This window comes from Hyphobacterium sp., from assembly GCF_043584775.1.
GTDB lineage: Bacteria > Pseudomonadota > Alphaproteobacteria > Caulobacterales > Maricaulaceae > Hyphobacterium.
On sequence record NZ_CP121327.1, the window covers coordinates 525721 to 538022 of the forward strand.

General features: G+C 61.0%; 11 protein-coding genes. 5 read left to right on the forward strand and 6 right to left on the reverse strand.

The features are described 5' to 3' along the window. Window positions 1–7: 7 nt before the first annotated feature. Genes yihA through rpmH form a run of 4 tightly spaced genes read right to left on the reverse strand, consistent with a single transcriptional unit; the run spans window position 8 to window position 2954 of the window. Complete coding sequence (gene yihA, locus P0D52_RS02500; protein WP_394694752.1) at window positions 8–610, reverse strand: ribosome biogenesis GTP-binding protein YihA/YsxC; 603 nt, start codon at window positions 608–610, stop codon at window positions 8–10. A 41-nt stretch (window positions 611–651) separates the two neighbouring features. Beyond that, window positions 652–2421: a membrane protein insertase YidC gene (gene yidC / locus P0D52_RS02505; RefSeq protein WP_394693870.1), complete on the reverse strand. Its 1770-nt coding sequence runs from the start codon at window positions 2419–2421 to the stop codon at window positions 652–654. Between the two features lie 21 nt (window positions 2422–2442). Continuing rightward, window positions 2443–2799, reverse strand: coding sequence for a ribonuclease P protein component (rnpA, locus tag P0D52_RS02510; protein ID WP_394693871.1), 357 nt, complete (start codon window positions 2797–2799; stop codon window positions 2443–2445). A gap of 20 nt (window positions 2800–2819) precedes the next feature. After that, window positions 2820–2954, reverse strand: coding sequence for a 50S ribosomal protein L34 (gene rpmH / locus P0D52_RS02515; RefSeq protein WP_109261113.1), 135 nt, complete (start codon window positions 2952–2954; stop codon window positions 2820–2822). Window positions 2955–3126: 172 nt separating this feature from the next. Here rpmH and P0D52_RS02520 point away from each other — a divergent pair, with 172 nt between their 5' ends. Beyond that, window positions 3127–4533 (forward strand): sensor histidine kinase, encoded by a 1407-nt coding sequence (locus P0D52_RS02520; RefSeq protein ID WP_394693872.1) that lies wholly within the window; start codon window positions 3127–3129, stop codon window positions 4531–4533. Here P0D52_RS02520 and P0D52_RS02525 read toward each other — a convergent pair. Beyond that, on the reverse strand, window positions 4511–4942 hold the full coding sequence (locus P0D52_RS02525; RefSeq protein WP_394693873.1) for a hypothetical protein: 432 nt from the start codon (window positions 4940–4942) through the stop codon (window positions 4511–4513). The genes P0D52_RS02520 and P0D52_RS02525 overlap by 23 nt on opposite strands. After that, window positions 4943–6631 carry a gamma-glutamyltransferase gene (gene ggt, locus P0D52_RS02530; RefSeq protein ID WP_394693874.1) on the reverse strand — a complete coding sequence of 563 codons (1689 nt, stop codon included), beginning with the start codon at window positions 6629–6631 and terminating at the stop codon, window positions 4943–4945. 32 nt (window positions 6632–6663) lie between these two features. On the opposite strand from ggt, the gene P0D52_RS02535 reads away from it, so the two are divergent. From P0D52_RS02535 to P0D52_RS02550, 4 genes are all read left to right on the forward strand, one after another. Beyond that, window positions 6664–7647, forward strand: coding sequence for a P1 family peptidase (locus tag P0D52_RS02535; RefSeq protein WP_394693875.1), 984 nt, complete (start codon window positions 6664–6666; stop codon window positions 7645–7647). Window positions 7648–7724: 77 nt separating this feature from the next. After that, the gene (locus tag P0D52_RS02540) at window positions 7725–9851 is read left to right on the forward strand and encodes a reprolysin-like metallopeptidase (RefSeq protein WP_394693876.1); all 2127 of its coding nucleotides are present in this window, start codon (window positions 7725–7727) and stop codon (window positions 9849–9851) included. A gap of 169 nt (window positions 9852–10020) precedes the next feature. Further along, window positions 10021–10872, forward strand: a complete 852-nt coding sequence (locus P0D52_RS02545; RefSeq protein ID WP_394693877.1) for a sulfotransferase — start codon at window positions 10021–10023, stop codon at window positions 10870–10872. Beyond that, window positions 10869–12296 carry a sulfotransferase family protein gene (locus tag P0D52_RS02550; RefSeq protein WP_394693878.1) on the forward strand — a complete coding sequence of 476 codons (1428 nt, stop codon included), beginning with the start codon at window positions 10869–10871 and terminating at the stop codon, window positions 12294–12296. Before P0D52_RS02545 ends, P0D52_RS02550 begins: the two co-directional genes overlap by 4 nt. Window positions 12297–12302: the final 6 nt, after the last annotated feature.

Here is a 12302-nt window from a genome sequence, read left to right on the forward strand (position 1 = left end):
CTTCACCTTATCCGGAAAATTCCGGCGTAAACGCGGCAATCGCATCGCGAAGATCATCAAGGCCGGATTTCTTGGTCGATGAGGTCGGGATCAGCTCCGGGAAGGCCGCAGCGCGCTTGGCGATCTGCCTGAGCGTCTCGGCTTCCATTTTCGCCAGCTCGCCCGGCTTCAGCTTGTCGGCCTTGGTCAGAATGATCTGATAGCTGACAGCGGCTTCATCCAGTCCGTCCATCATCGTCTCGTCCGTGGGCTTCAGCCCGTGGCGGGCATCGACCAGAAGATAGACACGCTTGAGATTGGGGCGGCCCTTGAGGAAGGCTTCGGTCAGCTTGGTCCAGACCTGCGCCGTTTTCTTCGGCGCCTTGGCAAAGCCATAACCCGGCAAATCGACGAGGCGGATTGCGCCGCCGAGATCGAAGAAATTCAGTTCGCGCGTGCGGCCCGGCTCGCCCGAAGAGCGGGCCAGTTGCTTGCGATTGGTCAGCGCGTTGATCAGGCTCGACTTGCCGACATTCGACCGGCCCCAGAAAGCAATTTCGGGCATGTCGGTCGGGGGCAGACCGGCGAGGTCGACGGCCCCCTTGATAAACTCACAGGGGCGGACGAACAGGGCGCGGCCGCGCCCGGAGGAGGAGCGGGCCGGCTCGGCGGTCAGCTTGCTTCTCCACTGCGATTGGCGAGCTTCTTGATCAGCTTGTCGAGCTGGGTCTCGACGCCTTGCCGCCGCATGATGATGTATTGCTGAACCACGGACAGGAAGTTGTTCCATGCCCAGTAAATCACCAGCCCGACTGCAAAGTTGGCGAGGATGAAGGTGAAGACAATTGGCAGGAAGGCGAAGATCCGTGCCTGCATCTTGTCCGGCGGGGGCGGGTTGAGCGATTGCTGCGCCCACATGGTGATGCCCATGAGGATCGGCCAGGCCCCGATGGCGAGCGTCGTGCCGATGAGTGGCAGGCCGGACGGGTCATAGGGCAGCAGGCCAAACAGGTTCCAGACGCTGGTCGGATCGGGCGCGGCCAGATCCTGAATCCATCCCGGGAAGGGTTCGTGGCGCATTTCCAGCGTCACAAACAGCGTTTTATAGAGCGCATAGAAAACCGGGATCTGGAATAATATCGGCAAACAACCGGCCAGCGGATTGACCTTCTCGCGCTGATAGAGCGCGATGGTTTCCTGCTGCTGCTTCTGTTTGTCGTCGGCGTATTTCTCGCGGATTTCCTGCATTTTCGGCTGCAGGTTTTTCATCTTCGCCATCGAGACATAGGCCCGGTTGGCGAGCGGGAAGAAGATGATCTTGACCAGAACGGTCACGGCCAGAATGGCAAAGCCGATGCCGCCAAGGAAGCCGGACAGTGTGTGCAGCAGCCAGAAATACGGACGGGTGAGGAACCAGAACATGCCCCAGTCGACCGCCATGTCGAAACGGGAAATGCCCAGGTCTTCTTCATAGGCTTGCAGGAGATCGACCCGCTTGGCACCGGCAAAGATACGCGCCGTTGTCGCGAGGGTCGCGCCCGGTGCCAGCTCTACCGGCTGGGTGACATAGCCGGACTGGTAGGTGTCATCGCCCTGACGGCCGATCAGGCGGATGGAGCCTTCAAATTCCATGGACTGGTCGGGGATCACGGCGGCCATCCAGTATTTGTCAGTGATGCCCATCCAGCCGCCCGTGCCGGAGCGGTCGGTTTCATCGCCGGCATCCAGGGAGCGGTATTTTTCATCAAGAATGGTCGTGCCGACCACGCCGATCGGGCCTTCGTGCAGAATGAAGAAGGGCGACCAGGGTTCGGGCGGTTCGCCATCGCGCCGCACGCGTGCAAACCGAGACAGGCTGGCGGTTTGGCCCGATGTGTTCTCGATCTCGTCGGCGAAGGTGAACATGTAATCGTTGTCGAGCGATATCGTGCGGCGGAAGACGAGACCGTCACTGCCGCGATATTCCAGCACGACCGGGGTTTCCGGGGTCAGCTGATTGCCGGAAACGAGCGTCCAGTTGGCGTTGAAGCCCGGCGCATCGGTCGGGCCGGAGCCCAGTCCCTGCCAGCCATCCTGAGCGTAGAAGGCATTGGCCCCTTCACGGCGGCGCAGGAATTCCACCGGCGTTTCATCATCGACCTCGGTATCATAACGCTGCAGCCGCAATTCATCGATTCGCGTTCCGGTCAGGGAGAGGGAGCCGGTGACGGCTTCGCTGACGATTTCGATGCGTTGTTCTTCGGCGGCGGCGCTGCCATCGGGCGCTGTGGCATTCGAGTTCGCGGCGAGCTCTGTCAGCTCGGCCTGCACAGCAGCGGATTGTTCGGCGGCGCGGGCGGCCTGCTGGCGCTCATTCATCGGCCCCAGAACGAAGATCTGATAAGGAATAAGAATGGCCGCCGAGATCACGATGGCGAGGATGATATTTCGATTGTCGCCCATGAGGGGGTGTCCCGATCCGCTTTAGTCGTCTGTATCGCCCGTGGCCGGGCGGGCGAGGGTTTGCAGCGCTGATTGCATATCGTCAAGTAAGCGCGTCCATGCCGTTGCGCCAGTGGTCACGCGGGCGATGAACACATAGTCGGTTCCGGCCTGTCCGTGGAGGGGCAATAGCAGCCTCGCAGCTTCTTTCAGGCGGCGCTTGGCCCGGTTGCGCGCCACGGCGTTCCCGATCTTGCGGGTTGCGGTAAATCCGGCGCGGATTTCATCGGCGGGGCAATGGCCTTCGCGGGCCTGAACCACAAGGCTGGAACGCACGGCTTTCCGGCCCTGGGCCACAAACAGAAAATCCCGCCTGACGCGCAGGCGGGATATCTTCATTTTCGTATCGCCTGAAAGGATCAGGCTGACAGCCGCTTACGGCCTTTGGCGCGACGGCGAGCCAGAACCTGACGGCCGGCTTTGGTGGCCATACGCGCGCGGAATCCGTGCCGGCGGCTGCGGACGAGCTGGGACGGTTGGAATGTACGTTTCACGGGCGCGCTCCATTACATGGGCAAATCTCAAGAGGCGCGGTCATTACGCGAGCAAATAAGGGTCGTCAAGGGTATAAGCCTTGCTTGTTCAGCGGGCCGGTGTGGGCTATCGCCTAGAGCGACGAAGGATATGAACGAACAGCCACCTCCTCCCCGAACCGCTCAACGTATAATGAACGTTGTGATCGGTGTCTGCCGGGCGACAGTCGAAAGTCTGCCGGGGCGGCTTCTATTGTTCACACTCGGCTTTGTCATGCTGGCGCAGTTACTGATTTTTCTGCCGCTGGCGGCGCAATTCCGTACCAACTGGCTGTCCGATCAGGCCGAGACGGCGTTTATCGCGGCGCTGGCGGCCGATGTCGCCGAAGGCGGCACGCTGGGTGATATGGAGGTGAGCCAGCTTCTGGAAGCGTCCGATGCGGTCGCGGTGGCGCGCGTTACCGAAGGCCGTAACGAGTTGGTGCTTTATGGCGGTCCGATTGATGCGCGTCTGATCGAGGCGGATCTGCGGCGCGAAACCTGGTGGGGCAGTATTACCAGCGCCGCGCGCACCTTCACCATCACCGAGGAGCGCTATATCCGCATTATCGCCAATCCACAGGCGCGGCCCGCCGACATCATTGATGTCATCGTGCCGGAAGCCCCGTTGAAAGCGGCCCTGCTGTCCTATTCGGTGGAGCTGATCCAGCTCTCGCTTTTCATCGCGATTGTCACCGGAGCCTTGCTCTATGTGACGCTGCTTTATGCCTTTGTGCGGCCGATGCGACAGCTGGCGGCGGCCATGGCGCGTTTCCAGAAGGATCCGCTGGACCCCAAGCGCGCGATCGTGCCGGAAAACCGCAAGGATGAAATCGGGCAGGCGCAACGCGCTCTGGCGGAGATGCAGGAAGATGTCCGCGCCTCGCTGAAACAGCGCGAGCGGCTGGCAGCGCTGGGCGCGGCGATGGCCAAGATCAATCACGATCTGCGCAATGTGCTGGCGGCCGCACAACTGGTCTCGGACCGGCTCGTCTCTTTCGAGGATGAGCGTGTGCGCAAGATGGGCGCGCGCATGGTGCGCGCGGTCGGCCGGGGGATCCGCCTGACCGAGGCGACATTGCAATACGGCAAGGCCGAGGAAAGTCCGCCGCAGACGATGCGCCTGAATTTGCGCGTAGCGCTGGATGAGGCGGCCGCCGATGCCATGGCGACAGAGGGCGAGGGCGTCTGGATCAACGAGATCGCGGAGGGCACGGGCATCGAGGCCGACCCGGACCATGTTCACCGGATATTCCTCAACCTCTTCCGCAATGCGATCCAGGCGATGACGCTGGTGGAGCGGGAAATTCACCTGTCGGTCACGAGCCGCGAGGCGGACGGTTTCATCCGGATCGAGGTGACCGATGCCGGGCCGGGCCTGCCAGCCAAGGCGCAGGAAAATCTCTTCCAGCCGTTCACGTCCTCCACCCGCCGCGAAGGCACGGGGCTGGGTCTGACCACGGCGCGGGAACTCGCCCGTGCGCATGGCGGCGATATCGTTCTGGTCCGGACGGGGCCGGACGGAACGGTGTTCGCGGTTACGCTTCCGAAGGCGGAGTGAGACCGAGGCGGATCGCAACCCGTTCGCGCAGCCACCTGGCTTCGCGCTGTCGCCAATATTCCAGTATCGCAATAACGATTCCGGCCACAGGAAAAGCGGCAACGAACGCAATTCTACCGGACAAAGCTGCAAAAATCGAAAGCGAGGAATCATTTGCCAGCGCCGCATAAATTGCCGCTGCAAAAAGTAGCGTCAGAAAGCCGAACGTGGCTCCCCCGCTTGCCAAGACCCAACCGTAATAACGGGTTATGATGTAGAAATGGGTGTCGGATATTTCTGACTCCGAGCGCCAGAGCCAGTGTTGGTCTCGCGTTGCAAGCTGTTTGGCTGCCCGAAGAACCGCAAGATCGGTCATCAAAGCAGATGACAGTCGAAATCGCCGGACAATCGGGCCAAAGAAATCTCCCAACTACGGCTCTCCCACTACGCCTTCCCGCCGCGGATCAGCGCCACCCATAAGCGTGCCATCCTCCAGACGCCTTATGATGTGGAGGCCGGAATTTTCGGTGCGGTTGGCATCCAGCGTAAAGCCCATGGCGCGCAATTCATCGGCGAGCTCTGCCGGGAAGCTGTCCTCGATCCGGATGACGTCACCGCGTCCGACGACATTCGGCAAGTCTATCGCTTCCTGCGGCGTCAGCCCCCAATCCAGCATGCCGACCAGTGTCTTCGAGACATAGGCGATAATGGAGGCACCGCCGGGTGAACCGGTCGCCAGTTCAAATTCGCCGTCCGCGTTGAAAACGATCGTTGGCGACATGGAGGAACGCGGGCGCTTGCCGCCGGCGGGCGCATTGGCGGCCGGGCTGCCATCGGCATTCAGCGGATTGAAATTGAAATCGGTGAGCTGATTGTTCAGGAAAAACCCGCCCGCCATGCGGTTGGAGCCGAAGAGGAATTCCACCGTGGTCGTCATGGAGACGACATTGCCGGCACTATCGACGACCACGAAATGGCTGGTGCCGGGCACATCCGGTTCGCCCGCCGGGATGGTGGGAATGGCCGCGTCGCGCTCGATCAGGGCAGAGCGCGCGGTGATGTAATCGTCGGATAATAAGGCCTCGACCGGGACGTCCACAAAGGCGGTGTCGGCGATGAAGGCATCGCGATCGGAATAGGCGAGGCGGCTGGCCTCGATGAAACGGCGCCAGCCCTCGGCTGTTTCGGGGCCGGTTTCCGCCATGTCGAAGGGTTCGAGCATGCCCATGATCTCATTGACGATCACGCCGCCGGAAGCGGGTGGCGGGGCCGAGCAGATATCATAGCTCCGGTATTCCCGGCAGACAGGGGCGCGAACTTCGGCGCGATAATTGGCCAGATCCTCCAGCGTCATCTGGCCGGGCACCGGCCCGGCGGCCACGGCGGCTACGATTTCTTCGGCCAACGGGCCTTCATAGAAATTGCGCCAGTCCTGCGCGATCAGGCGCAGGCTGTCGGCATAGTCCGGATTGGTCAGCACATGACCGACGGGCCAGGCCTCGCCGTTTTCGTCGAAGAAATAGTCCTGCATGACGGGCGTGGTCGAGACATCGCGGATCTGGGCTGTCCGCAGGATCAGGGAATGGAGGCGCGGGCTGATTTCAAATCCGTCCTCGGCGAGGGCTTCGGCGAAGGTGAAATTATCGGACCATTCCCGTGCGCCATGATCTTCATGCGCGGCTGCCAGCATGGCGATAACGCCGGGCACGCCAACCGCGCGGCCGCTCGTCCAGGCGGTCAGGAAGGGCAGGGGCTCGCCGTTTTCATCCAGCCAGTGTTCCGGTGTCGTCGCCGCCGGGGCCATTTCGCGGCCATCATAGATGGTGGTTTCGCCCGTCGCGGCATCATAATAGACCATGAAGGCCCCGCCGCCGATCCCGCTCGATTGCGGTTCGACCAGCGACAGCGTGGTCTGGATGGCGATCGCCGCATCAATGGCGCTGCCACCGTCGCGCAAGGCTTCAAGGCCCGCCTCGACGGCATGCGGGTTGGCGGCGGCCACCATGGACGGGCCCGTCTCGGCCTCCTGCGCAGAACAGGCAGCGGTCGCAAGGCCAAACAGAGTGAGGCTTAATAAACGGATCAACACACTTGCTCCCGGTCCAGTCGATGGCACCATAGCGCGAAGCGGAAACAGCGAAAGTCCCGAATATGGCAAAACCCGGTTCGACGAACACGATTACCGATGTGCCCGGCCTGAAAGTCGGGCAGGCGCAGGATGAGACGGTCCGGACGGGCGTTACGGTGATCCTGCCCGACGACCGCGCCGTTTGTAGCGTGGACGTGCGCGGCGGCGGGCCGGGGACCCGTGAAACCGATGCGCTGCAACCGCATACGCTGGTCGATGCCGTCGATGCGCTCGTCCTGTCCGGCGGGTCGTCCTACGGGCTGGCAGCGGCGGATGGAGTGGCCGGAGTGCTGGGCGCACAGCGGCGCGGGTTCGAGCTGATGCCCAATCCGGATGTGCCGGTCTCGCCCATCGTGCCCACGGCGATTCTTTATGACCTCGCGAATGGTGGCGCGAAAAGCTGGGGCGAGATACCGCCCTATGCGGCGCTGGGGCGCGAGGCGGTTCAGGCGGCGAGCGAGACGTTTGCGCTGGGCCGGGCCGGCGCCGGCTTTGGTGCAGGGGCCGGGACGCTGCCGGGCGGGATCGGCTCGGCCAGCATCCGCACCGATGATGGCTATACGATTGGCGCGATTGTTGCCGTCAATTGCTTTGGCGCGGTGAAAGTGCCGGGCACGGACGCTTTCTGGGCCGCACCATTCGAGATCGATGACGAGTTTGGCGGCCAATCCCTTCCGGCGGATATGGCCTTTGATGCCGAAGACTGGGGCGCGGCCAAAATCAACCCGGCGCCGGGCACGAATACGACGATTGCGGTCATCGCCACCGATGCGGTTCTGACCCCGGCGGAGGCGAAACGGTTGGCGCAGATGGCGTCGGCGGGGTTTGCACGCGCCATTCGCCCGGTCTTCACGCCCTTTGATGGCGATGTTGTCTTTGCCCTGTCCACCGGGCAGCGCGCGCTGGCAGAGCCGCCCGCCTTTACCCTGTCCCGGCTGGGCTCGATGGCCGCGGATTGCCTGACGCGGGCGATCGCGCGCGGCGTATTCGAAGCCGCAAAGGGCTGATTTTTATATCTTTCGGACCTTTAACGCGTTAGCCTTCTGCCTTGGGCGCATCTTATTTCGCGCCAAGGGGGAGATTCATGAAATCAGTTTTCGTCGGCCTTGCCGCATCTTTTGCTGTGTCCTTTTCGGCCTTTGGTCAGGACATGTTCACCAATGTTCAGACCATTTCAGCCTCCGAAGGCGGCCCGGATATCATCCGTTTCGATACGCTGTCACCTGAGGTGATGCGGATGTCTCCCGGCGAGACAATCGAATTGAATTTCGGGTCTGGCTATGTGGCCGAGCTTGATCGCATGTCCACCCAGGCCATGGGTGCGCAGGTCTGGGTCGGACGCCTAGAGGGCGGAAGTCTTCTGGACCGGATTCTGATTACCCAAACCAACGGATATACGTTTGGCCGGATCGTCACGGACGACGGTATCTGGCACATCATTCCGGAAAACGGCGGCCACCGAATCATGCAGATGCCGGCCGGTGCCCGGTCGCTCATGAGCGCAAACGACATGATGATTCCCGATCCGATGGTATTGGCGTCTCTCGCCGAGGCTGGCGAACTGGACTTTTCTGAAGAGATTGCCGAAGCCGTGCCGGTCGGGTCAAACGGCATCATTGATATTGCTGTTTTCTATTCCCAAAGCTTTTCAGCGCATTGGGGGCTTGCGTCAGGTGGCCGGGTTCAATACCTGATGGCCGTTCTGGATCAGGCACTGGTGGATAGCGACACCGGCCTTCGGGCGCGTCTGGTTCATCTGGACGCTGTCAATCTGACAACCGATAATGCCGATCAGGCCGTGACACTCAACAATCTGTCCGGAAATCCGAACGGCAATCAGCCAGAAACCCAGGACCTCAGTGCCTTGCGCGCGGCGGGCGTGACTTACGGTGCCGACCTTGTTGGCATTCTCCAGCGCCTGTTGCCCGGGCAGGGGTCCTGCGGCGTGGCGTGGACCAATGGCCCCAACGGGACAATCGGCCCACAGGATGTGCCCTTTGGATATTCCGTGTCAGCTGACTGGTTCACACCCGATCAGTCGTCCATTTGTGACCCCGCAACTTTTGCGCACGAAATCGGGCACAATATGGGCTTCGTTCATAACGTGGAAGAGTCAGGCCAGGTTGGCGGCGGCGTTCGAACCTATGCCCATGGTCACCGGATTGATTGTAATTTCGGGACCATCATGTCCTACACTTCGACAAATCAGGAAATCCAGCAATGCCCGCCGAATTCGCCGAATGGTATTGGCGGTGAAACCACTGTGTTTTTCTTTTCGAATCCGGAATTGTTGCGCTGCCCGCCAAACGGTAATTCCGCCTGCGGCCGCCCGTTCAACGATCCAGATCCGGCCGACGTTGCCCGTGCCGCGCGGGAGGAAAGCCTGAATGTGGTGAATTTCCGCCCTGAGGCGCCGCGCGTTGTGTCTTCGGTTCTGCCGATCACGCGTTCGGTACAGAACGGAACAGCGGCGACAGCCTTTGCCACGATCATCAATCCGGCAGCAGGTGGAAATACGGCGACGCAATGCGGATTGCGGCTGGCCGGGGCGACGCCCGCGCAGTTCTCCTATCAGACGACAACCCCTGCGAATGCCTTGTCCGGCACCGCAAATACGCCCGTTGATATCGCCTCCGGTGCCGCTCAGAATTTTGTATTCTCGGTAACCAGTGCGGCGGATTTCGCTGATAATCAGGGACTGCCCCAGGCCTCGACCAACAACGAAACGGACCTGTTCATTGAGGTGTTCTGTACCAACCGCCGTTCTGCCGAATTTTTCCTTGGCCTGAATTCGCTGACCTTCACGTCTTCAACCACGGCCGTTCCGGATATTGTGGCGCTTGCAACCTCCGGCGATCCCGGCCGGGTCAATGTTCCGACAACCGGGGCCTTTGTGGGCGTTTTTGCCGTTGCGATTTCGAATGTTGGCGCTGCCGGCACCATTACGGCATCTGCGGATACGGGCGGCCGGGCCATCGCGGTCCAGAACATTGAAATCTGTCCGACGGACGCCTTGGGCGCCTGCACCTCTCCCCGCGCTGCAACGGCCCAGTTGAACGTGGGCGCCAATGGTACGGCTACATTCGGCGTTTTCGTTCGCGGCAATGGTCAGGCGATTGCCAATGATCCGGCGCAGAACCGTATCTTCGTGCGTTTCAATGAGGGGGCGAATGCGCGCGGGGCCACCAGTGTGGCGGTCCGGACCCAGTAGCCGCCATCCTGATGCGTTGCATTGATAAGTGAGCGATAGCGCGGTGTTCTCACCGCGCTATTTGCTTGCGTCCGGCCTCGCATTAGCGGATTAAGACCATTGCGAGGGGAAGGGTATTTCGTGCGGGCTTCAAACGCCCGGAATGCCAGCCGGGACGGACATTTTTGAGATGACACATGGATCGCCCATCAAGGGCGTGATGATTTGCGGTGCGGGGCATTCCGGATCGACCCTTCTGGGACTGATTCTGGGCCGGGCCGATGGCGCTTTCTATGTCGGGGAAGGCGCGAAAATCCGCTATCTTCATGATCTGAACAAGCCGTTGCGCAAGCGCGCCTGCAAGGTGTGCGGCGAAGACTGTCCGGTCTGGTCGGATTTTCACTGGGATCAGGACCAGCCATTATACCGGCAGGTGGCGGCCCATACCGGCGCTCATATCATTGTCGATTCGACCAAGAATGCGGCCTGGATCAGAGCCCGCTCTGACGAGCTGACGGCCGCCGGGGATCAGGGCACGCTGATCTTCCTGCAGCGTGATGGCCGCGCCGTCCTGAATTCCCGTTTCCGCAAATATCCCGACCGCGATGCGGCGGAGCAGATCAGGTCATGGATGGATCAGATCACGGATAGCCGGGAGGTCTTCGCGGCCTATCCGGGCCCGAAAATTGCCGTCCACTATGAGGAACTGGCCACGCAACCCGACACGATTGTCCGCCAGATATGCGCGCTGGCCGGTATCGATTTCCGGCCCGAAATGCTGGCCTTCAGTGAAGGCGAATCCCACCCGATGGGAGGTAATACCGGCACACAATTTGTCGCGGCGCGCGACAAGGTGGAAGGTGATCCCGATGCGATCCTGAAACTGACCCCGCGAACGCATGATTATTACGCGAAGCAATCCGGCGACATCAAACTGGACCTTCGCTGGAAAACCGAAATGTCCGCGCCGCATCTGGCGCTGTTCAATGACATGGCCAGTGCATTCAATGCCGATATGGCCTGGGAGCAGGATAGCAAATGACGAAGATTGATCTGGTCTTCCGCCAAATCGACGAGCGCACGCGGGATGTGTCGCTGGAGCTGGCGAAGAAACATATCCGTCCGGATGCGGTGCACATCATTGATGATGTCCGGCCGTTTACCGAATGCGTGAACCAGATGCTGCGCATCGAGCATGATTGCGACTATGTCGTCTATCTGGATGCCGACTGCCTGATCCTGGAGGACATGCGCGAGTTCATCGAGCAGACGGATGCGGCCTATGTCGACGCCTATGTCACTGACCGGTTCCGCGGGCGTCTGCATTGCGGCGTGCATATCACGCGGATTGATCTGGTCCGCGCCATGGCCGCCATCGAACCGCCGCTGGATGATCTGAAATACGTGCTGCGGCCGGAATCGCGCCTGCGCAATCTGGCCATGAAGCCCTTGCGGATGAGCAAGCAATTCCGCAATTTCGACATCCTGCACGACTATTTCCAGTATTACCGCCATGTCTTCATGAAATACGCGTTGCGCGAGTTGCGCAGCCGCACGCAGGTCCAACTGAAACGCCTGTCCTCGGCCATGAAACACTGGCCGGACGTGTCCGGTCCGGTGGATGATTATGTCATTGCCCAGCATGCCGTCCGCTATGCGCGCGAACACGTCTCAAAAAATGCCAGCGCGGCCGAGACCCATGCTTTCATCGAAAACCTGCCGCAGCATGCCGAACGCGAGCTGACCCGTCTGGGCATTGAGGAAAAAGACGCGTTCACCATGGCGGATCTGGAGGCCTGGCTGGCAGCCAATGATCAGCGCCATGTCTATGGATCGTCCGGCGACAAGCCGAAAGTCTTCGGTCTGGGCCTGTCGCGCACCGGCACGCGCTCGCTGACCGCCGGGCTCCAGATGCTCGGCTGGGATACGTCGCATTATCCGATCGACGAGGATACCTATACCGAGCTGGCCTATGGGCAGTATGATCTGACCCTGCTGAAATATCATGACGGGCTGACCGACATCACGACGGCGCCGTATTACCAGCAGCTGGATCAACAATATCCGGGTTCGAAATTCGTGCTGACCGTGCGCGACCGGGAGGGCTGGCTGCGCTCCTGTCAGAATCACTGGTTCAACCGGCCGGCCTTCAAGCACACGGACGATCCTGATGAAGAGACCCATCTGCTGATGCGCCAATTGTTACGGGCGGCGGTCTATGGCTGTTACAATTATCAGCCGGAACGCTTTGCCTGGGTCTATGACAAGCACGTTGCCGAGGTGAAGGCGTATTTCAAGGACCGGCCGGATGACCTTCTGATCCTCAATATCTGCGAGGGCGAAGGGTTTGAAAAACTGGCACCCTTCATGGGCGTGCCGAAACCCGCCGAGCCTTTCCCGCACAAGGGCAATATCATGTCGCAGCGGGTGGAAGCAGCCCGCATGGCCGCAAAAGTGGCGGAGTAGGCAAAC